22 protein-coding genes are annotated in these 19425 nt (G+C 68.9%); 11 read left to right on the top strand and 11 right to left on the bottom strand.

All coding sequences use genetic code 11. The features are described 5' to 3' along the window. The first annotated feature begins 49 nt into the window (after nt 1–49). From IF78_RS0111115 to IF78_RS0111110, 3 genes are all read left to right on the top strand, one after another. Nucleotides 50–592, top strand: a complete 543-nt coding sequence (locus IF78_RS0111115) for a P-loop nucleotide/nucleoside kinase family protein (RefSeq protein ID WP_031480477.1) — start codon at nt 50–52, stop codon at nt 590–592. A gap of 150 nt (nt 593–742) precedes the next feature. Next, entirely contained in the window at nt 743–940 is a 198-nt protein-coding gene (locus tag IF78_RS45980) for a DUF4236 domain-containing protein (protein WP_078662396.1), read from the top strand. Nucleotides 941–1004: 64 nt separating this feature from the next. Continuing rightward, nucleotides 1005–2534, top strand: coding sequence for a helix-turn-helix domain-containing protein (locus IF78_RS0111110; protein WP_031480478.1), 1530 nt, complete (start codon nt 1005–1007; stop codon nt 2532–2534). Nucleotides 2535–2621: 87 nt separating this feature from the next. Here IF78_RS0111110 and IF78_RS44940 read toward each other — a convergent pair whose 3' ends face one another. Next, a complete protein-coding gene (locus IF78_RS44940; RefSeq protein WP_051905108.1) occupies nt 2622–5129 on the bottom strand; it encodes a GDSL-type esterase/lipase family protein in 2508 nt (835 codons plus the stop codon). Nucleotides 5130–5458: 329 nt separating this feature from the next. After that, complete coding sequence (locus IF78_RS0111100) at nt 5459–6532, bottom strand: amidohydrolase family protein (protein ID WP_051827694.1); 1074 nt, start codon at nt 6530–6532, stop codon at nt 5459–5461. A 92-nt stretch (nt 6533–6624) separates the two neighbouring features. Here IF78_RS0111100 and IF78_RS0111095 point away from each other — a divergent pair, with 92 nt between their 5' ends. Beyond that, a complete protein-coding gene (locus tag IF78_RS0111095; RefSeq protein ID WP_051827692.1) occupies nt 6625–7371 on the top strand; it encodes a TetR/AcrR family transcriptional regulator in 747 nt (248 codons plus the stop codon). A 151-nt stretch (nt 7372–7522) separates the two neighbouring features. Here the strand turns inward: IF78_RS0111095 and IF78_RS45975 are convergent, their stop codons facing one another. Beyond that, nucleotides 7523–8098, bottom strand: coding sequence for a CGNR zinc finger domain-containing protein (locus tag IF78_RS45975; RefSeq protein WP_078662395.1), 576 nt, complete (start codon nt 8096–8098; stop codon nt 7523–7525). Nucleotides 8099–8201: 103 nt separating this feature from the next. Between IF78_RS45975 and IF78_RS0111090 the strand changes: the two genes are divergently transcribed. Beyond that, nucleotides 8202–9374, top strand: a complete 1173-nt coding sequence (locus IF78_RS0111090; protein ID WP_031480482.1) for an epoxide hydrolase family protein — start codon at nt 8202–8204, stop codon at nt 9372–9374. A gap of 41 nt (nt 9375–9415) precedes the next feature. Next, nucleotides 9416–9565, top strand: a complete 150-nt coding sequence (locus IF78_RS50830) for a transposase (RefSeq protein WP_078662405.1) — start codon at nt 9416–9418, stop codon at nt 9563–9565. A 197-nt stretch (nt 9566–9762) separates the two neighbouring features. Here the strand turns inward: IF78_RS50830 and IF78_RS0111085 are convergent, their stop codons facing one another. Beyond that, entirely contained in the window at nt 9763–10281 is a 519-nt protein-coding gene (locus tag IF78_RS0111085; protein ID WP_031480483.1) for a hypothetical protein, read from the bottom strand. Between the two features lie 51 nt (nt 10282–10332). Continuing rightward, entirely contained in the window at nt 10333–10773 is a 441-nt protein-coding gene (locus IF78_RS0111080) for a VOC family protein (protein ID WP_031480484.1), read from the bottom strand. A 576-nt stretch (nt 10774–11349) separates the two neighbouring features. Between IF78_RS0111080 and IF78_RS0111075 the strand changes: the two genes are divergently transcribed. Next, the gene (locus tag IF78_RS0111075; RefSeq protein ID WP_031480485.1) at nt 11350–11847 is read left to right on the top strand and encodes a DinB family protein; all 498 of its coding nucleotides are present in this window, start codon (nt 11350–11352) and stop codon (nt 11845–11847) included. Between the two features lie 6 nt (nt 11848–11853). On the opposite strand, the gene IF78_RS49620 is transcribed toward IF78_RS0111075, so the two are convergent. From IF78_RS49620 to IF78_RS0111060, 4 genes are all read right to left on the bottom strand, one after another. Continuing rightward, nucleotides 11854–12297, bottom strand: coding sequence for an NAD(P)H-binding protein (locus tag IF78_RS49620; RefSeq protein ID WP_267882950.1), 444 nt, complete (start codon nt 12295–12297; stop codon nt 11854–11856). A gap of 88 nt (nt 12298–12385) precedes the next feature. Continuing rightward, entirely contained in the window at nt 12386–13201 is an 816-nt protein-coding gene (locus IF78_RS0111070) for an oxidoreductase (RefSeq protein ID WP_199921391.1), read from the bottom strand. A gap of 235 nt (nt 13202–13436) precedes the next feature. Beyond that, a complete protein-coding gene (locus IF78_RS0111065; protein ID WP_031480487.1) occupies nt 13437–14006 on the bottom strand; it encodes a TetR/AcrR family transcriptional regulator in 570 nt (189 codons plus the stop codon). Nucleotides 14007–14482: 476 nt separating this feature from the next. Continuing rightward, entirely contained in the window at nt 14483–15175 is a 693-nt protein-coding gene (locus tag IF78_RS0111060) for a M24 family metallopeptidase (protein ID WP_031480488.1), read from the bottom strand. 230 nt (nt 15176–15405) lie between these two features. Between IF78_RS0111060 and modA the strand changes: the two genes are divergently transcribed. Genes modA through IF78_RS0111045 form a run of 3 tightly spaced genes read left to right on the top strand, consistent with a single transcriptional unit; the run spans nt 15406 to nt 18241 of the window. After that, the gene (gene modA / locus IF78_RS0111055; protein ID WP_031480489.1) at nt 15406–16233 is read left to right on the top strand and encodes a molybdate ABC transporter substrate-binding protein; all 828 of its coding nucleotides are present in this window, start codon (nt 15406–15408) and stop codon (nt 16231–16233) included. After that, nucleotides 16230–17099, top strand: coding sequence for an ABC transporter permease (locus tag IF78_RS0111050; RefSeq protein ID WP_031480490.1), 870 nt, complete (start codon nt 16230–16232; stop codon nt 17097–17099). Before modA ends, IF78_RS0111050 begins: the two co-directional genes overlap by 4 nt. Next, nucleotides 17096–18241, top strand: coding sequence for an ABC transporter ATP-binding protein (locus IF78_RS0111045; protein WP_031480491.1), 1146 nt, complete (start codon nt 17096–17098; stop codon nt 18239–18241). The genes IF78_RS0111050 and IF78_RS0111045 overlap by 4 nt, the downstream gene beginning before the upstream one ends. 39 nt (nt 18242–18280) lie before the next feature. Here IF78_RS0111045 and IF78_RS48355 read toward each other — a convergent pair whose 3' ends face one another. Both IF78_RS48355 and IF78_RS0111040 read right to left on the bottom strand, forming a co-directional pair. Next, nucleotides 18281–18439, bottom strand: coding sequence for a hypothetical protein (locus tag IF78_RS48355; RefSeq protein WP_158751333.1), 159 nt, complete (start codon nt 18437–18439; stop codon nt 18281–18283). A 67-nt stretch (nt 18440–18506) separates the two neighbouring features. Beyond that, nucleotides 18507–18953, bottom strand: coding sequence for a DUF6299 family protein (locus IF78_RS0111040; protein ID WP_031480492.1), 447 nt, complete (start codon nt 18951–18953; stop codon nt 18507–18509). Nucleotides 18954–19202: 249 nt separating this feature from the next. On the opposite strand from IF78_RS0111040, the gene IF78_RS0111035 reads away from it, so the two are divergent. After that, nucleotides 19203–19397 carry a DUF5999 family protein gene (locus IF78_RS0111035; protein WP_031480493.1) on the top strand — a complete coding sequence of 65 codons (195 nt, stop codon included), beginning with the start codon at nt 19203–19205 and terminating at the stop codon, nt 19395–19397. Nucleotides 19398–19425 lie beyond the last annotated feature (28 nt).

Here is a 19425-nt window from a genome sequence, read left to right as displayed (position 1 = left end):
CTGGGCCTTCCCTGCCACGCCATGGGCCCTCGCGGCCTAGGCTCGCCAGGTGATCATCTGGCTGAACGGAACCTTCGGCGCGGGCAAGACGACCACGGCGAAAGAACTGGTCGACCTCGTCGCCGACGCGACGATCTTCGACACCGAGTACGTCGGCTACATGCTGAGGCACGTCGAGAAGCTCCCCCAACTGGGCGACTTCCAGCACTGGCCGCCATGGCGCCACCTGGTGGTGGAGACCGCCGCGCAGCTGCTCGGTTATGTCGGCGGAGTGCTCGTCGTCCCGCAGACGGTCCTGATCGAGCAGTACTGGACGGAGATCCGCACCGGCCTCGACAAGTACGGCATCCCGGTCCACCACTTCGTACTGCACTCGGATCCGGACACGCTCACCGAGCGCATCGAGACGGACAGCGAGACCAACACCCAGTTCCCCAAGGCCCGTCAGTGGCGCCTCGACCACCGCGCGGTGTACCAGGAGGCACTGCCCTGGCTCAGCCGCGAGGGCAGAGTCGTCGACACGGCCCGGGTGCCGCCGTCTCAGGTCGCCCGCCTGATTGCCGACATCACTGACGCGACCGCCGCACCATGAGACGGGACGACCTCCGGGACGACTTCGCTCGACCCACTCGGCCGAACGGGTGACATCGGTCACCTTCGAGGAGCCCGTCCGGTTCTGCCATCAGTTCGCCAAGTCGGGGTAACCGGGAGGTAGACACCCCGACCCTGGAGGGAGGCGTCCATGCCCCTCACGTTCCGCAAGAGTTTCCGGATCCTTCCGGGAGTGCGGCTGAACATCAACCGGCGCTCCTGGTCCATCACGACCGGTGGCGGGAACAGCCCGCGACACACCCGCAGCAGCACAGGACGTCGTACGACATCGGTGGATTTGCCCGGACCTTTCGGATGGCGTCGCACCCGTACCACCAGGCGGCGTTGACGACCTGTCACCCGAATGGCCCCCCAGGGATGTGCCATCTCATATCTGAGATAACCTCAACCCCATGGCAGACGACTACCTCGTACGCATCGGCAAGCTCATCCGTGACGCCCGGCAACACCGGGGCTGGACACAGACGCAGCTCGCCGAGGCGCTCGGCACCTCACAGAGCGCCGTCAATCGCATCGAGCGCGGCAATCAGAACATCAGCCTTGAGATGATCGCCCGAATCGGTGAAGCCCTGGACAGCGAGATCGTGTCCCTGGGATACGCCGGGCCGATGCATCTGAGGGTCGTCGGCGGACGTCGGCTGTCCGGTTCCATCGACGTCAAGACCAGCAAGAACGCCTGCGTGGCCCTGCTGTGCGCCTCGCTGCTCAACAAGGGGCGCACGGTGTTGCGCCGCGTCGCCCGCATCGAGGAGGTCTACCGCCTGCTGGAGGTGCTCAACTCCATCGGCGTGCGCACCCGTTGGATCAACGACGGCGTCGACCTGGAGATCGTGCCGCCGGCCGAGCTGAACATGGCGGCGATCGACGCCGAGGCGGCCGTACGGACGCGGTCCATCATCATGTTCCTCGGCCCGCTGCTGCACCGCATGGACCGCTTCAAGCTGCCGTACGCCGGCGGCTGCGACCTCGGCACGCGGACCATCGAGCCGCACATGATCGCCCTGCGCCGGTTCGGGCTGGACGTCGCGGCGACCGAGGGCCAGTACCACGCCACGGTCGACCGGTCCGTGCGCGTGGGCCGGCCGATCGTGCTGACCGAGCGCGGCGACACGGTGACCGAGAACGCTCTGCTGGCCGCCGCGCGGCACGACGGCGTCACCGTCATCCGCAACGCCTCCTCCAACTACATGGTCCAGGACCTGTGTTTCTTCCTGGAGGCGCTCGGCGTCCGGGTCGAGGGCATCGGCACCACCACGCTCACCGTGCACGGCGTGCCGGACATCGACGTCGACGTCGACTACTCGCCGTCCGAGGACCCGGTGGAGGCGATGAGCCTGCTGGCCGCCGCCGTGGTGACGGAGTCGGAACTGACGGTGCGTCGCGTCCCCATCGAGTTCCTGGAGATCGAGCTGGCGGTCCTGGAGGAGATGGGGCTCGACCACGACCGTACGCCCGAGTACTTCGCGGACAACGGCCGTACCCGGCTGGTGGACCTCACCGTCCGGCCCTCCAAGCTGGAGGCGCCGATCGACAAGATCCACCCGATGCCGTTCCCGGGCCTGAACATCGACAACGTCCCGTTCTTCGCGGCCATCGCGGCCGTCGCGTCGGGCAAGACCCTCATCCACGACTGGGTCTACGACAACCGCGCGATCTACCTGACCGACCTCAACCGCCTCGGCGGCCGACTGCAGCTGCTGGACCCGCACCGCGTCCTGGTCGAGGGCCCGACCCGCTGGCGCGCCGCCGAGATGATGTGCCCGCCCGCACTGCGCCCCGCCGTGGTCGTCCTGCTGGCGATGATGGCGGCGGAGGGCACGTCCGTCCTGCGGAACGTGTATGTCATCAACCGGGGTTACGAGGATCTCGCGGAGCGCCTGAACTCTGTCGGGGCACAGATCGAGATCTTCCGGGACATCTGACTGGCGGATGCCGCCGCACCATGTCTGGCCTGCGCTGACGCAGGTCTGGAGAGGTGCGGCGGCATCTCTGGAACTGGTCGTGCTCGGTCAGCGGGGGATCACGGTGTCGGCGATGCGGGGTTTGCCCTCACCGGCCGCGTTCCAGGTACACATGAACACCCGGTAGTGGTGGCCCGGCGTCAGCCCGTCGACATGCGCGGTTCCTGCCGAGGGCGGGTAGCCGATGATGCGCGAGTGCACCTGCGGGGTGTCCTCGTCGTAGATCCACAGCGCGTAGCGGGTGATGGAGTCGGTGTACGGCCCGGTGGGCGGGGTCCAGCTCACGTCGATCGATCCGGCGCCGGCGGCGGCGTGGATGGTCGCGGGCGGCGGGGCCGTGGTGGGGTGGGCCACTCCGCTGATCGGGTCCGACCACGGTGACTTCAGCTCGTCGCTGTCCCCGGCGACCGCGCGCACCTTCACCTCGTAGGTGTGGCCGTCGTGCGGTTGGTCGGTGAACTGCCAGCCCAGGTCGAAGCGGTGGGTGTGCGGGCCGGGGATGGCGTCGTGCCAGTCGGTCTCCGCGCCGGGGGTGACGTCGCGCCACTTCACGTCGTAGCCGTGGGCACCGAAGACCTTGGACCAGGTCACGGTCACCCCCTGCTGGGTACCGTCGAACTCCAGGTCGGAGGGGGTTGCCACCTGCCGGGTGGGCATGGTGTCCGGCACCCCGGGCGCCTCCGCGCCGATCCCGAACTCCTCGTGCAGGGTGGTGCCGAACGCCTGAGCGATGCGGTACTCGCCCAGCGCGTTGGGGTGCAGCCCGTCGTAGGTGGTGGCGCACCGGTCGGAGGCCGAGTCGCAGTCCATCGCGGCGTCGATGTCGGCCAGGGCGACCGGGGAGGCGTCGGTGTCCCAGTCGGGGATCGCCTCGGCCAGGGCCTCGTTGTAGTCCGTGGTGCGCTGGGGCAGCTGCGGGTTGGCGTCACCGAGGGTGGTGCGCTGCGGGACGTTGCCCAGCACGATCTTCACGTCCGGGTTGGCCGCCCGGGCGTTGTCGACGAAGTCCTTCATGGTGTCGACCAGACCGGCGCCGGCACCGAGCCAGCCGATGTCGTTGAAGCCCAGCTCGACCAGCAGCACGTCGGGCAGTTGCTCCTTGGCCCCCAGGTCGTCCATCACCGACTTGATGGTGTGCACGCTCTGGCCCAGCTGCCGGCCCCACATCGCGTAGTGCGCCGATCCGCCGTCGACGAAGCCTTCGTCGGCGTCCTTGGCGTACGCCCCCGTGAACCGGTCCGGGTCCGGCTCCGATTCGTCGGGCTCCTCGCTTCCCTCCAGGGGCGGCGGAACGGGCGGGTGGGGGTCTTCCGGCTTGCTGGTCCCGGTCAGCGGTCCGACGAAGGTGGCCGGCACGTTCTGGTTTTGGGCCCACTGCCACAGTCGGTACCGCCAGGTGTGGTCGCCCTCGAACCCGTTGCTGATCGAGTCACCGACGACCAGCACATTGCCCATCGGTGAGGAGTTCTCCGGGTCCTCCGGATCCTCCGGGTCAGGCGGAGTGATGCCGGTGTACGGGTTCCAGGTGTAGTCGAGGTCGGGCGACTTGGGCTTGCCCTCCCAGTCGAAGTAGTCGTGCACCAGCTCGGCCGGGTTGGTAGCGAGGTAGCCCCTGCCGGGCGTGTCGTCCTTGTCGTCCCAGGCCCACGGCGGATTGGCCGCGTCGACCGAGCAGATGCCGTCCGCGGGCCCCGCCACCGCGCCTTCGCCGCAGGCGGCACCGTTGGGGTTGCCGCCGTCGTCCCCGGCGAAGTTGGTCGGTGTGGCGAACAACGACGTCAGGTTGCGGCTTTCCCACATGCCGCCCGGGGCGAAGACATCGGTCAGGGTGTACTGCACATCCCGGTCATTGGAGTTTTCCGGCACCTCGGCGGCAGAGCCGGGGTAGTACAGGATCCCGTCGCCGTCGGCGTACTCGTCCCGCAGGCTCGTCAGGTCCGTGGCGGCCCACGCGGCGTGGGTGCCGGCCTGCTGGGCCGTCCACGGGCGCTGGTGACCGTCCGTGTGCGGGCTGCTCATCAGCGGAAGCTCGCCGTCGAGGCCCTCTCTGGGCCAGTCGCCGTCCTCGGGCACGTAGGAGTAGAAGTGGCTGTGGGACACGGTGATGGCGGCCTTGAGCACGCCGTATTCGAAGTCGCCGCCACGCTCTACGACCACGAGCACGCCCTCGGCGTCGTTCTCGTGCTCGCTCGCGTCCTCCTGGGGGTTGTCGAGCGCCGCGTCCGCCCAGTCGCGCGGGTGGAAGAAGGTGTAGAGCAGGTACCAGTAGGTCTCGGTCTCGACGACCGATTGGTAGACGTGCGCCGCCAGCGGGGACTCGGTGGTGTTCTCCCAGTTGTTGCGGCCGTTGAGGTCGCCGTCGAAGTCGTAGGCGGCGAGGTAATCGGACTTGCCGCCCTCCGAAGTGTCACCGCTGGTGTCGACGTCCTGGAAGTGCACCGGCGCCCACCATTCGGCGACGGCTTGCCGCTGCGCGGCGGTGGACGCCACCGCCTCGGCGGGACGGACGATGCCGAGGCATAAGGACATGGCCAGCACGGCCAAGGCGATCGCCACGCTGAGGGGTCTGCGTTGTGCGGGCGGCACACGATGAGGTTTTGTCGCCACTGTTCCTCCGGGATTCGGGCAGGCAGAGGTCACCGCTGGGCCAGGGACAGGCCACCGGCTCGCGGTCCGTGAACGCGGGCCGCTGAACGCGGCCCGCGGGGAGAGGTGTTCACCACGTCATCCGGCTGGTCGATGGCTGCCGGCCCTGGGAGGCAGGGCCGGCAGCAAAGGCGATCGGCAGGCCGGTGGCGCGTTCGACACCCCTGGTTTCATCGATCAGGCGATCGCCGGGACGTAGTCGCCCTGACGGCAACCGGGTTCGGCCGGTCTGCTCCGCCTCATCGGTCGTCTGCGGCTCGGCTGTCGACGTTCGTGCTGTTCGTGGCGGCTGCGATATGCCCCGTCAGCTTCTCCCAGTTGCCGGACCCGATAGCCGCCTTCTCCTCCTGGGTGAACGGCGCCTGTTCGAGGAAGGAGCGGGCGACCCCGCCGCTGGTGTCCAGGAAGGGGAAGCCGCCGGGCCGCGTCCCGAAGGTGTACGGGTAGTCGGTCGAGTACAGCATGCGGTCGGTGCCGACGACCTCCGCCGTCCACCGCAGGTAGCGCTCGCTGACGGTGCCGCTTCCCGCCACCCAGAAGTTCTGGCGGAAGTAGTCGGCCAGGGGGCGCTGAAGCTTCGCCGCGTTCTGCAGGATGCCGATGTGGTCCAGGTAGAACAGGACGACTTCGCCCCAGTGGCCCGCGATCACCTGCAGGTCGGGGTGGCGGTCGAACACACCGGAGAAGATCATCCGCAGGTACTGCACGCCCAGGTCGTAGTACCAGCCGAGACCGGCGGTCGCCAGCATGGGGCCCACCCCGTGGGGCAGTCCTGAGTAGTACGCCTCCTGGACCGCCTGCACCGGGGTCTGCGGGTGGAAGTGCAGCGGTACCCGGAGCCGCTCGGCGGTTGCGTAGAGGTCGTCGAACTCCGGCGCGTCAGCCGGCTTGTCACCGGTGCGCCCGTACAGCATCGCGCCGCGCAGGCCGAGTTGCGTGACGGCGCGCTCCAGTTCGGCCGCAGCGGCTTCGGGTGACGGCGTCGGGATGACCGCGAGCGCCTGGAAACGCTGCGGGTGGGCGCGGACGGCCTCGGCGAGCGTGTCGTTCGCCTCCCGCGCCACGCTTACGGCGTCCGCCGCCGCCAGGTTCTGCACCCCCGGTGTGGCCAGGGACAGCACCGCCACGTCCACGCCCTGATCGTCCATATCGGCCAGGCGCCGATCGCCGACGTCTCGCAGCCGCTGCGCGAGCGGCTCGTCGCCGTAGCCGAGCTGCGGGATCTGCGGCACCCCCGCCCTCTTCCATGCATCGAGCAGGACTGGCAGAACCACGTGCTCCTCAAGGGCTGTGATGTGCAGCTTCTCGGGCATACGCGCTCCTCGTTGTCGCTGTTTCCAGTGATACGACGATGACGATAACACTGATTCAATCAACGGAAACAGGAGGGCGCTATCATTGATTCATGTCTGATGGATCGAAGGCCGACCCCCTTGCCGTCGGGGAGTCGGAGGGTGCACCCGACGCCCGTGAGGTCACCCGGCAGCGAGTTGTCGAGGCCGCGGCGGACCTACTTGCCCGCGAGGGGCGCGAGGCGGTGACCACCCGCGCGGTCGCGGCGGCAGCCGGGGTGCAGCCGCCTGTGATCTATCGCTTGTTCGGCGACAAGGACGGGCTCCTCGAGGCAGTGGCTGAGCACGGTTACGCCACGTTCCTCGCGGCCAAGCACGTGGACGCCCACCCCCAGGACCCCGTCGAGGATCTGCGCGCGGGCTGGGACCTCGCCGTCGAGTTCGGGCTCGCCAATCCGGAGCTGTACGCGCTGATGTACGGCGAACCCAAACGCGGCATGACATCGGCCGCCTTCCAGACCGGCATGCAGATCCTGCTGGGGCGCATCCGCCGCCTCGCCACCGGCGGCTGGCTCCGCGTCGACGAGAAGCTCGCAGCCGCTCTCATCCACGCAACCGCGCGCGGCGCCGTGCTCACCTGGCTGTCGCTGCCCGAGGACCAGCGCAACCCCGCCCTGCTCACCGCCATGCGCGAATCCATGGTCACCGCCGTCACCCACGACAAACCCGCCGTGCAGGACACGGGCCCCGCCGGCGCCGCCCGAACCTTGCGCGCCCTCCTGCCCGAACAGACCGCGCTCAGCAGCGCCGAGCAACACCTGCTCAGCGAATGGCTCGACCGCCTCGCCGCGGACGGCTGAGGCGTGCCTCTCGGCGCGTTGAGCGGTTGACCGGACGCCGGATCATGCGAGGGAAGGCGGCGGATGGCTCTGAGTAGTGCCGTTGGGGTGCACTCAACGCGACCGATGTGTCGCGGAGGCAAGGCCCACTTGGATGTACCGAGCGCAACGATCAGCGCGCTGGTCTGGGGCGTTGGCGCTGGTTGGCATTGAAGCGCGCCTTCTTCTGACGATTCCCACACGTGTTCATGTCACACCATTTGCGGGTGCGGCTCTGGCTGGTGTCGAAGAAGGCGGCTTTGCAGGTTGGTGATGCGCACAAGGCCAGCCTTCCGTCTCGTTCGCCTGCAATGATGCTGATCGCATCGGCGGCGATCACGCCGAGGGCATCTTCCACGCAGGAACCCGAGCTGAGCCGCCATTGCCGCTTACCCTCGGGCGTCAGGATCGCAGCGGCCCGACCCTCAGCACTGCAGTCATTGATGACTTGGACAGCAGATGCAGGGAGAGCGTCCTGGATCGCGGCCGCCGTCGCGGCGGCGTGAATCGACTCCCTCAGTTCCCGAGCGAGGTCGAGCTGGGCAGTGGTGCAGGAGTCCACAGCGAGGCCGTTCACTGCCAGCCAGTCGACGAGTCGTTGCGGCGTGGGAATGCGCTCCACAGCGCTGCCATGACGCTCCGTCAGAGTCGCCGTGAAGCTGGTCGCCAGCACGCTACCGAGGCGAAAGTCAGGGAACCCAGCACGCATGGAACCACCTTAGCTGGTTGCCCGCTGCCGTGACGACATGCTAGAACCGGCTTAGCCGGTTCATGATGGTTCGCAGCCGGTACCGCGACGGCCAGGAGGTCTCATGCCCCGTCCAACCCGCGACGTGCAGCCCTTTGAAGCCCACGCGACTGACGCCGACCTCGACGATCTGCGCGCGCGACTGGCCGCGGCGCGACTACCGGAGGCGGAGACCGTCTATCGCGCCGCGCCCGACCCTCACCGATGGGAACAGGGCGTTCCTCTTGCCGACCTCGTCGATGTCGTGAACTACTGGCGCACCGGGTACAAGTGGCGGTCGTTCGAAGAGCGCCTCAACCGTATTGGCCAGTTCCGCACGACCATTGATGATCTGGGAATCCACTTCCTGCACCGCCGATCCGCGCGCGCAGATGCCACTCCTCTGATCCTCACTCACGGCTGGCCGGACAGCATTGTTCGGTTCATCGATGTAGTAGACGAGCTGGCAGATCCGAAAGATGCAGACGCCCCGGCGTTCCACGTCGTGGTCCCGTCGCTACCAGGCTTTGGTTACAGCGACAAGCCGGCCGCCACCGGGTGGGGAACCGAAAAGATCGCGGCCGCCTGGGTGGAACTGATGGGAAGGCTCGGCTACAGCAAGTTCTTAGCCCACGGCGGCGACTGGGGAGGCAATATCACCACGGTTCTCGGCGGCAGGTTCCCGGCGCACGTTCTCGGTATCCATACCACGTTCGCGGAGGGACCGCCCGGGTTGACCACGGACGGACTGACGGCGGTCGAGCGCAAGTGGGCCGAGGAAACCCGCGATTTCTGGCGCCACCGCGCGGCGTACGCGAAGCAGCAGGCAACCCGACCGCAGACCATCGGCTACTCGCTCGTCGACTCACCGGTCGGGCTTCTTGCCTGGATCCTCGACAAGTTCGCCGAGTGGTCGGACACCGAAGACAGCCCGTTCGAGACGATTTCCAGAGACAGCATTCTTGACGACGTCACCCTCTATTGGCTGACGCGGACCGGCGCATCGGCGGCCCGCATTTACCACGAAAGCCACAACTCGCTCGATCCCGAACTTCGGGTCGATGTCCCGTCAGCAATCAGTATGTATCCCCGCGACGTCGAGAAGTGTCCGCGTCCCTGGGCACAGGAGCGGTACCGACAGATCGTCCGATGGAGGTCGGCCGAAAGCGGGGGCCATTTCCCGTCGCTGGAGGTTCCCGAGTATTTCGTCAAAGATCTGCAAGAAGGCCTCGCGGCTGTACTGACCGCTAATCGCTGAACGCGGCTCGGCGACCCGGCACTCGATGACCGGCGACCCAGATCGAGACTGTTTCGTCAACGCCGCTGGCGCGAGGAGCCCAGGCCTACTTCGCAGCCGGCGGCGTCAGCAACGGCGGGACAGAAGCGATCAACGCCGACATCGAGAACACCACGCGGCTGGCCCACGGCTTCCGCGACTTCACCAACTAGCCCATGTCGATCGTGGTCACGGCAGGGCAGCACAGGGACTCGCCGCAGTTCAAACCCGCGCTGGACAAGGTCCGCACGCCCCGCATTCGGGCAAGGTCGGCCGCACGTCCGCCCCAATCGCGTGCGCGCTGACAAGGTCCGCTACGAGGCGACCGTCCTCGTCGCTGCCATCAGCGAGTGGCTGTGACTGTCAGCCGTCACGCGGTGGGATCCATGTTCCACACCGCAGGCAGATCGCTGCCGCAGAAGACGCAGACGAAGTCGTCCTCGCGCACGATGTTCTGTTCGTGGCAGTCGGGGCACCGCCGGAACACCACCTCGTGGGTAAAGCCGGAGGGCCGCCCGAGCTCTAGCTCGTCCAGAGCCCGGGCGACTTCCGGCCAGGAACTGATATCCGGGCAGTAGCCGGTGGACTGGTTGCTGACCTCGCTCACGGCCCACCGGTCTGCCTCACGTATGAAACTGATCTCGCCGGCGCTCAGAACCATGTCTCCGCCGGCGCAGGCCACGTGCTCGCTTCGTCGCGGCGCCAGTCGAAGCACACCGTCCATGCCGACTACGAAGGTGAACGGTTCGGCCAGCTCCGCTGCCGACCGCTCAGCGATCCAGCTGCCGAAGTCAGCCACCGAGCTGATCCGGCACCCGCCACCAGGCCGGACGGCAGTCTGCAGCTCGGCTGGTCCGACATATCTGTAACTCCGCCCCCGCACACTCACGTCAGCAAAACCAGAGCACTTCCGACACACGCCCGCTTCGGTTCCTCCTTCTCAGCGCAGTTGCTCCGCCAGACCGACGATGATGCCCTCCGGGCCGCGGAGGTAGCAGAGCCGATAACTGTCCTCGAACCGGGCGATCTCGCCGACGAGTTCGGCGCCGTGCGGGCGCAGGCGGGCAACGGTGTCCTCGATGTCGTCGACGGCGAACATGACGCGGTGCGTGCCCAGAATGTTGTGCGGCCGGTTGCGCGGCCCGGCGCTGATCGCCGCGGGGCTGCGGTACTTCGCCAGCTCGAGCCTGCTGTGACCGTCCGGAGTCCGGACCATCGCGATGTCACAGCGGACGCCGTCGAGTCCGGTGCACTGGTCGGCGAAGAGGCCCTCGACCTCCGCCCTCCCCTCCAGCTCCATACCGAGTTCCACGAAGAACGCGATGGCGGCATCCAGGTCGTCGACGACGATGCCGACGTTGTCCATCCGCTGAATCGCCATGCTGGTTTCTCCTTCTTCCTCGTGCGGCCGGTGGTGGCCGCTGATGTCCCTGGGACGGAGCCGTTGGCACGTTCTCGACATCCGCAGACCGCCGAACTCCGAAACCTCTTTATCCGGGACGTCTCGCTCGGCGCGGTCCCCTCCGATCTGCTGCGGGACCACTGCCGCGCGCTGCCCGCGAAGGCACGCACCCGGCCCCCGCACGGCCGGCACCGACTGACCGCGTGACGGCTACCGTGCCCAGCTTGCCGCGTTCGCGGAGGCGCGCGTGCCACTGCGCCCCACGCAGGGAACGAACATGACCGGCTGGTCGCTGTCGACGCCGCCCGCGACGCGGCAGAGGGGTTCAGGGAGTATGTCCAGCCAGCCCGGACTGCTCAACCGGATTCGTGCCCAGAAGGACACGAATCTTGGAAACCAACGGAGGACTCTCCAACGTTCAGCTGGGCTCTATCGACTGGACAGCGTTCGCTACCCGATGGACCGCCGGCGACGGTTGCCCAGTAGGGAGGCAGCAAGTTCCCCGGCGTGACACCACGGCTCCGTCAGGAAGCTCATGGGGCGAGTCTCCGGACGCTGCCTTCCGGGGGCGACGGTAGAAGTACCGCGCTCATCGGCTGGCTGGATCTGCAACGGCAGATCTTGAGACGGAAATGCGAGGGCCTGAGCGAGGCTGACGCGCACCGCTCCGTCATCCCGACCTCGTCGGCGATGACGATGGCCGGGCTCATCAGCCATATGCGGTGGGTGGAGCACACCTGGCTTGAGGTGCTGTTCCTGGGCGGCGACAAGACGCAGAACCCGTCCTTGGTCAAGACGGGCGAGGACGCGGACTGGCGTACCGACGGCATCTCGCTGAAGCAGCTGCTCGCGGAGTACGAGGCCCAGTGCGTCCGAAGCAACGAGATCGTGGCCGAGGCATCGCTGGACGACGTCGGCCGCCACCCCGACTACCGCGCCGGCAACGCCAACCTCCGTTGGATGCTCATCCATCTCGTCGAAGAGACCGGACGGCACGCGGGGCACGCCGACATCGTGAGAGAGCTGCTCGACGGGGCGAAGGGGTACTACTAGGTCTCCTCAGTGGGTCGCTTGTTCCTGCCTGCCGCTTCTGCAACGAAAGCAAGAAGGACCGCACTCCGGAGCAGTGGAAGAAGAGCTTGTACGACGACTGACAGTTGCCTGCCGAGGCGGCGCCCGCACCACAGGCCCAGGGGCGAGCCGCCTCACGACGGTCGAGCGTTGCGCCGCCGGTGACGGAGCTCGTTCGGGCCACGCTCGCCGAGGCCCCCGCCGCGCCGGAGTCCTCAGGAGGAGGAGTCCGGCGTGGCGTCCTGTCAGCGCGGCGGCCACGTCGGCGATGGTGAGCAGGTCACCGACGAAGACCTCGGCCCCGGCCTGGCGGAGCGAGTGCGCGCGTTCGTCGTCCTGGCGCACGAAGGCCCGTACCGGGTGCCCTTGTTCAAGCAGCATGTCGACCATCGTTCGGCTCACACCACCGATCTCGCCGGCGGCACCGGTAATCAGGATGGGACTGCGCTTGGCATCAAGGTGTCCTCTGTCTGGTGGGGGGCGGGGCGGCTGTTCGGAACGGCCAGGCAGCGCCTGTGCGTCAGCCGGCCAACTGGTTCATCTTGCGGATCTGCTTGTCGAAGACCCCGGCGGGGGCGAGACGGCGCAGCACGCGCGCGCGTCCGGCCAGGGGGCCGGCGGTGTAGCGCGGCTTCGGCTTCGGGTCGGTCGCTGCCGCGAGGATCGCCTTGGCCACGACGGCGGGGGCGTCGCCGTTCCTCACGGCCTCCGCCATCACGCGGTCGACGGTCTGCCGCTGCTTCGCGTAAGGGGGCAGGGGGGTGTCGGGCTTCGCGCTGTTGGCCTCGAAACCGGTCCTGGTGTAGGCGGGTTGGACGATGAGCGCCCGGACGCCGTGCTCGCGGATCTCGTGGTCCAGGGACTCGGTGTAGCCCTCGATAGCGTGCTTGGAGGCGGCGTAGGCGGCCATGTAGGGCTGGGGCAGGAACCCGAGCACGGACGAGATGTTGATGACGCGCCCGCGTCGCTGAGCGCGCATGTGCGGCAGGACCTCGTTCACCATGCGCATGACCCCGAAGACGTTGGTGTCGAAGACGGACTGAGCTTGCTCGACGGAGGTTTCCTCCGCCGCACCCATCGAGCCGACACCTGCGTTGTTGACCAGGACGTCGATCCGCCCGAACCGCTCGCTCACCTCCTGGACCGCTGCGGTGACCGAGGCGTGACGGGCGACATCGAGTCCGACGAACGTCACGCCGTCGAGCGGGGCGACGCGTGAGGTGTCACGGCTGGTGCCGACCACGTTGAATCCGGCTGCGACCAGGGCGAGCGCGGTTTCCCTTCCGATGCCGGATGACGCACCCGTCACGAGTGCCACCGGTTGACCTGTCGTCATCATGGACTCCCGCACTCACTCGAAACCGATCGGTTTCCTCAACCGTAAACCGATCGGTTTCTGCATGCAAGTGCAAGCAGGGAGAGTGACGCCATGGGCGGGATCAGTGCGCAGGAGAGGCGCGAGAAGGCCCGGCACGCAATGGGAAACCGTGCACCTGTCGCTGGGCGCCGATGCCGACAAGACCGCAAGCTTCTACGCCTGCGGCTTGCCCGGCAACGCGCTAGGCGATGTGTCAGCGCACGCCTGCCGCGTCGAGCAGGGTGGTCACGGTGGGTGCGATGAGCCCGGTCAGGTTGTCGGCCTGGATTCCCGCGCGGGCGCTGGCGCCGTCGAAGACCAGGCTGAGCTGCCGGGCCAGCAGGTCAGGATCGCCCGCCCCGCCCTGCTCGGCCTCGGCGCGGAAGAAGGCCGTCAGATTCGCCTTGACCTGATGGGCCACGCGGCTCGCGGGATGACTCTGGTCCTTGAGTTCGATCTGCACGGCCAGGTACCGGCAGCCCCGGAATTCGGGCACCCCTGCCTGCGATTCCACCTGCTCGAAGACGTGCAGGATCCGCTCGCGGGGTGACCGGCCGTCGTCCACCGCAGGCAGGAGCGTCGCCACGTAGGCGGAGGCGCGCTCCTTCAGGCTTACCGCCAGGAGTTCGTCCTTGCTCTCGAACAGCTGGTACATGGAGCGCTTCGACACCCCCGCCGCCTTGCACAGCGCCTCGACGCCGATACCTACGCCCTCTTGGTAGGTGAGCGTGGCCGCCGCCTCCAGCAGTCGCTCCCTGGGGCTCAGTTTCACTTCGGCGCTCATACCGCGAGGTTAACCCGAACCGGACAAAATGAAAACCGATCGGTTTCCGAGGGAGTGCCGGGTGAGGTGCATTCCGCTACGCGGGGACGGCGGTCTTCTCGGGCTTCGTCTCCGCCGGGATGCGGTGCAGACCCTTGCGGTCACACCACCCCGTAGGCCGAAGCCGAACATTGCGGCGGCCACCAGGGCGACCTGCTTGCCGCCGACAACGGCTCCCTTGTCGGCGTCGACCAAGCCGACGGGCAGCGCACCCCGCACCTCCCCCACCCTCAGCCGCCGGACCACCGAGCCGCCACCCCGACCGGAGTCCACAGCGGGAGCCGCCCGCACCCACCGGATCATCCGCATCTGCGAGCGCCAGGGCATCCCCCAGCCGGGCGCGAAGCGCGGCCATGGAGAACTCCTGCCCTCGGGCAGGCGCCGAGTGGGCGGAGTCAGGGGCGTCAATGCTTTCGCCGTGCCCCGTTGCCTGCGGCTCAGCCGAGGGTGAGCAACTCCTCGTAGAACCCGCCGAACTCCCGCTCCCGGTCGACGAGATGGATCTCCAGGATCCAGTGACAGCGACGCCCGGCCTTGTCGGTGCGGCGCAGCGGGGTGTCGTTGCCGGGTGCGATGTACGACTCCACGTCGGCGCCGTCGATCCACTCGTGCGGGAACTCCCCGACCAGGTGCCCGGCATGCCAGCCGCCCAGCTCCCACCCGGCCTCGGCGGCCAGCCGCTCCACCTCGGCGTAGAGCCGCTTGCCGGTGATGTCGGGGTCGCTCTCGAAGCACCGCTTCCCGGCGGCGAAGATCTTCGGCAGATCGTCCCGCAGCCGCCGCTTGACCGGGTCGTCGCCGAGGACGAAGGTCCGGCCGAAGTCGGCCTCGTACTCCTCGAAGATCGGCCCGAAGTCGGCGAACACGATGTCGTCCGCGCCGATCACCCGGTCCGGCGGGTTCTCCCGGTACGGCATCAGGGTGTTCGGCCCTGAGCGCACGATCCGCTTGTGCCAGTGCCGGGTGGTACCGAACAGTTCGTTCGCCAGGTCCCGGACACGGTCGCTGACCGCCCGCTCGCCCTCCCCCGGCGCGACGAGCCCGCGCTCCTCGATCTCCGCGAAGAGCCGCTCGGCCTTCGCCTGGGCATCCAACAGCCTTGCCGCGCGCGTGGGTTCGTCGTCCGCCATGGACCTGACGGTAGGTCGCGAGATCGTTTCACGGCAACCAGAATGTCGGCGACTGTATGAACGCATATACCAGCTGCCATAACTCACGAGGGGGCTTATGCGAAGCGACAAGGGACTTCCACCTTGCATATGCGGCAGTATGCTCGGCGTATGCGTGCCAGGTGATCGAGTACTCGACGTGTGTGCGCCTGGTGATCGAGTACGAGTCCTCGAGAAGGAGCAGATCCGTGATGACCCGTTCCGTGCGCCGGACCCGGCGGTGGCTGCAGGTGACCGGTGCGGGCGCCGCCACGCTGCTGGCCCTGAGCGCCTGCTCCTCCTCCGACGACTCCTCGTCCGCCGGATCCGGCGCCGACGCGCCGGGGTCCTCCTCAGCCAGGCTCTCCGGCACGGTCACCGTCTTCGCCGCCGCCTCGCTGAAGGAGAGCTTCGAGAAGCTGGGCAAGCGGTTCGAGCAGGAGCACCCGGGCACAAAGGTGACCTTCAGCTTCGGCGGCAGTGACTCGCTCGCCGCGAGCATCACCGGCGGGGCCCCGGCGGACGTGTTCGCCTCCGCCAGCCCCAAGACGATGAAGATCGTCACGGACGCCGGCGACGCCTCCGGCACACCCACCACCTTCGTCCGCAACCAGCTGGAGATCGCCACCCTGCCGGGCAACCCGGACGGCATCGACTCCCTGAAGGACCTCACGGACTCCGGCCTGAAAGTCGTCCTGTGCGACCAGGAGGTGCCGTGCGGCGCCGCCGCGCAGAAGGCCCTCGACGCGAGCCGGCTGAAGCTCACGCCGGTGTCGTACGAGCAGGACGTCAAGGCCGCCCTGACCAAGGTCGAGCTGAAGGAGGCGGACGCCGCGGTCGTCTACCAGACCGATGTGCGGGCGGCGGGTGACAAGGTGGAGGGCGTGGAGTTCCCCGAGTCCGCCGACGCCGTCAACGACTACCCGATCACCCTGCTCAAGGACGCGGACAACGCCGAGGCAGCCAAGGCGTTCATCGCGCTCGTGCGGTCCGCCGCAGGCCAGAAGGTCCTGACCGAGGCAGGGTTCCTCAAGCCGTGACCCCGCTCGACAAGCCCGCGGCCGCGGCCGACACCCTGACGGGCGGGCCGCGGCGTCCGCGCCGCCGTACGGCTCTCGCCGGTCGGCGCAGTCCCGTCCCCGTGCCGCTGCTCCTGCCCGCGCTGGTGGGCCTGGCGTTCCTGCTCGTGCCGCTGATCGCCCTGCTGGTCCGCACCCCCTGGCACAGCCTGCCGGACCAGCTGACCAGCCCCGAGGTGTGGCAGGCCCTGCGGCTGTCCCTGCTGTGCGCGACGGCGGCCACCGCGGTGAGCCTGGTGATCGGCGTGCCCCTGGCCTGGCTGCTGGCGCGTGTCGAGTTCCCCGGACGCGGGCTGGTGCGGGCCCTGGTCACGCTGCCGCTGGTGCTGCCCCCGGTGGTCGGGGGTGTGGCGCTGCTGATGGCGCTGGGCCGCAACGGGGTCGTGGGGCAGTGGCTGGACGCGTGGTTCGGGATCACCCTGCCCTTCACCACCGCCGGGGTCGTGGTCGCGGAGGCGTTCGTGGCCATGCCGTTCCTCGTCATCAGCGTCGAGGGCACCCTGCGGGCAGCCGACCCCCGCTACGAGGAGGCCGCCACCACACTGGGCGCCTCCCGCTTCACGGCGTTCCGACGGGTCACGCTGCCGCTGATCGCGCCGGGCGTCGCGGCGGGCGCCGTCCTCGCCTGGGCGCGGGCGCTCGGCGAGTTCGGCGCGACCATCACCTTCGCCGGCAATTTCCCCGGCCGGACCCAGACCATGCCGCTCTCCGTCTACCTCGCCCTGCAGAGCGACCCGGAGGCGGCCATCGCCCTCAGCCTCGTCCTGCTGACCGTGTCGATCGCGGTCCTGGCGGGGCTGCGCGACCGCTGGATGACCGCCTCATGACCGGCCTCGGCAAGAACGTGCGGAACATCGACAAGGCCGTGCGCGACGCCGTCGCCGATACCAACGCGGGCACCGAGGCCGATGCCGGCCCGCGTTGCGTCGGCGAGGGGCTGGACGCCCGTCTCGTCGTCGACCGCGGCCGTTTCCGCCTCGACGTCTCCCTGACCGCCGCCCCCGGTGACGTCGTCGCCCTGCTCGGCCCCAACGGCGCCGGCAAGACCACGGCCCTGCGCGCACTGGCCGGGCTCGTCCCGCTGACGGGCGGTCATCTCCGGTTGGACGGCGCGGAGTTGGACCGTACGCCACCGGAGTCCCGCCCGGTCGGCGTCGTCTTCCAGGACTACCTGCTCTTCCCCCACCTCACCGCCCTCGACAACGTCGCCTTCGGCCCCCGCTGCCACGGCACCGGAAAGGCGGAGGCGCGGGCGCGGGCCGCCGAGTGGCTGCGGCGGATGGACCTCGCCGAGCACGCCGACGCCAAGCCCCGCCGGCTCTCCGGCGGCCAGGCCCAGCGCGTCGCCCTCGCCCGTGCCCTGGCCACCCACCCACGGCTGCTGCTCCTCGACGAACCCCTGGCAGCTCTCGACGCGCGTACCCGCCTCGACGTCCGCGCCCAGCTCCGGCGCCATCTGGCCGACTTCGAGGCTGTCGCGGTCCTCGTCACGCACGACCCGCTCGACGCCATGGTCCTGGCCGACCGCCTGGTCGTCATCGAGGACGGTCACGTGGTGCAAGAAGGCACCCCGGCCTACATCGCCCGTCACCCGCGTACGGACTACATCGCCCACCTCGTCGGCCTGAACCTCTACAAGGGCGAGGCCGAGGGGCACACCGTACGGCTGGACAGCGGGCCGGAGATCACGACCACCGAGGACCTCACCGGATCGGTCTTCGTCACCTTCCCCCCGGCCGCGGTGACCCTGTACCGCGACCGCCCCACCGGCGCCAGCGCCCGCAACCTCTGGCCGTGCGAGGTGGCCGGTCTGGAGACCCACGGCGACCAGATCCGCGTGGCCCTGACCGGCGAGTTCCCCCTCACCGCGGACCTCACCACGGTCGCCGCCGCCGAACTCGGCCTCCACACCGGCGCGTCGATCTGGGCGGCGGTGAAGGCGACACAGACCCACGCCTACCCCGCGTGACGCCGACACGGCACCCGGGATCACACTGACGGCGACCGGTCAGCCGTCCTCGCGCACCGCCGCGTCGAGAAACGGCCCGAGTTCGCGGGAGGCCCGTCCCGACGGGGACTCGGTTGCCGTACGGCCGTACGCGCCCGTTCCGCCGGAGGAGCGCCCATGAGCTGGACGATCGGGCGGCGCGGCCGTGTTGCCGGACATCACACCGCCCCTCCCGACCGTGCAGCCGGGAGGGGCGCGGTGCGCGTCGTGCGGTGGCGGATGCGGCTTACCGCTTCGACAGGGAGATCTCCTGCTTCGACAGCGCGTGGAAGCGGGGCAGGGGCAGGATGCCCACGGGGTGGAGTTCCACGATGGTGGCCTCGACGTCCGCCTTGCCGTGCTTGAGGGTGGACGGGGAGGGATTGCTCTTGTTCTGCCAGCGGTGCAGCTTGCCGTCGCATACGGCGGCGGTGCCGCCGATGGCGTACCGGACGGTGCCGGCCTTCTGGCCGATGGAGGAGCTCACGAACACCGGGCCCTCGCTGTCGACGCAGCGGTAGGTGCCGGACAGGGTGACGGTGCCGTCCGCGGCCATACGGCCCGCGGAGTCGACGGTCACGGTCTCCTTGGGGTCGGCGGCGGGCGCCGAGGAGTCCGCGGGGGCCGAGGGGGCGGCGACCAGCAGGAGCAGGGCGGCGCAGGCGGCGGTGGCGAGAGCGGGACGCAGGGGCATGGGATGACCTCCCGAATGAGCGGAGAATGAGCGGAGTGGGGCCTTCCACTCGTACCCGGCAGGTGTGCCGACGGCCGTGACCGTCACCCACTCGGTGGCGAGTCCGCCCCGACCTTCGTGGATCGGTCAGAGTGTTGTCCGCGTGTTGTCACGGTTCACGACCGGCCGTTCCGATGAGTTCGGGGCGGGAGCATGGTCTACCCATATGGACGACCCATACGGCTCGTCCGCCCGATGTGGAGGTGCGCCATGTGTTCCCACCAGTCCTCGTGCCCGTCCTCCGACAGCCGCACTGCACATGTGGTGGCCGCACACCCCGAGCAGGGCTGGAGCCTGCTCTGCAACGGCGCGATCGTGTTCGACGACAGCGGCGAGCTGCTCCCCGACGGCCGCGTCGTCGCACCGCACCGGGTACCGGCCGAGCGGCTCGCGATGGCCGCGTGAGCACGGTCGACGGCCGCGCGGCGACGTA

Origin of the sequence: Streptomyces bicolor, from assembly GCF_000719285.1 — a bacterium.
GTDB classification, from domain to species: domain Bacteria; phylum Actinomycetota; class Actinomycetes; order Streptomycetales; family Streptomycetaceae; genus Streptomyces; species Streptomyces bicolor.
Note: the sequence above shows the minus strand (reverse complement) of the source record. Positions and strands in the feature narration are given on the sequence as shown.

What these genes read in the sequence shown, in the direction of transcription:
- IF78_RS0111070 (WP_199921391.1), bottom strand. Translation starts at nt 13,201, where the DNA reads ATGACGACAGGTCAACCGGTGGCACTCGTGACGGGTGCGTCATCCGGC.
- IF78_RS0111060 (WP_031480488.1), bottom strand. Translation starts at nt 15,175, where the DNA reads ATGGCGGACGACGAACCCACGCGCGCGGCAAGGCTGTTGGATGCCCAG.
- IF78_RS0111110 (WP_031480478.1), top strand. Translation starts at nt 1,005, where the DNA reads ATGGCAGACGACTACCTCGTACGCATCGGCAAGCTCATCCGTGACGCC.
- IF78_RS0111080 (WP_031480484.1), bottom strand. Translation starts at nt 10,773, where the DNA reads ATGGCGATTCAGCGGATGGACAACGTCGGCATCGTCGTCGACGACCTG.
- IF78_RS0111040 (WP_031480492.1), bottom strand. Translation starts at nt 18,953, where the DNA reads ATGCCCCTGCGTCCCGCTCTCGCCACCGCCGCCTGCGCCGCCCTGCTC.
- IF78_RS45980 (WP_078662396.1), top strand. Translation starts at nt 743, where the DNA reads ATGCCCCTCACGTTCCGCAAGAGTTTCCGGATCCTTCCGGGAGTGCGG.
- modA (WP_031480489.1), top strand. Translation starts at nt 15,406, where the DNA reads ATGACCCGTTCCGTGCGCCGGACCCGGCGGTGGCTGCAGGTGACCGGT.
- IF78_RS0111090 (WP_031480482.1), top strand. Translation starts at nt 8,202, where the DNA reads ATGCCCCGTCCAACCCGCGACGTGCAGCCCTTTGAAGCCCACGCGACT.
- IF78_RS45975 (WP_078662395.1), bottom strand. Translation starts at nt 8,098, where the DNA reads ATGCGTGCTGGGTTCCCTGACTTTCGCCTCGGTAGCGTGCTGGCGACC.
- IF78_RS0111045 (WP_031480491.1), top strand. Translation starts at nt 17,096, where the DNA reads ATGACCGGCCTCGGCAAGAACGTGCGGAACATCGACAAGGCCGTGCGC.
- IF78_RS0111095 (WP_051827692.1), top strand. Translation starts at nt 6,625, where the DNA reads ATGTCTGATGGATCGAAGGCCGACCCCCTTGCCGTCGGGGAGTCGGAG.
- IF78_RS0111065 (WP_031480487.1), bottom strand. Translation starts at nt 14,006, where the DNA reads ATGAGCGCCGAAGTGAAACTGAGCCCCAGGGAGCGACTGCTGGAGGCG.
- IF78_RS48355 (WP_158751333.1), bottom strand. Translation starts at nt 18,439, where the DNA reads ATGTCCGGCAACACGGCCGCGCCGCCCGATCGTCCAGCTCATGGGCGC.
- IF78_RS0111035 (WP_031480493.1), top strand. Translation starts at nt 19,203, where the DNA reads ATGTGTTCCCACCAGTCCTCGTGCCCGTCCTCCGACAGCCGCACTGCA.
- IF78_RS0111100 (WP_051827694.1), bottom strand. Translation starts at nt 6,532, where the DNA reads ATGCCCGAGAAGCTGCACATCACAGCCCTTGAGGAGCACGTGGTTCTG.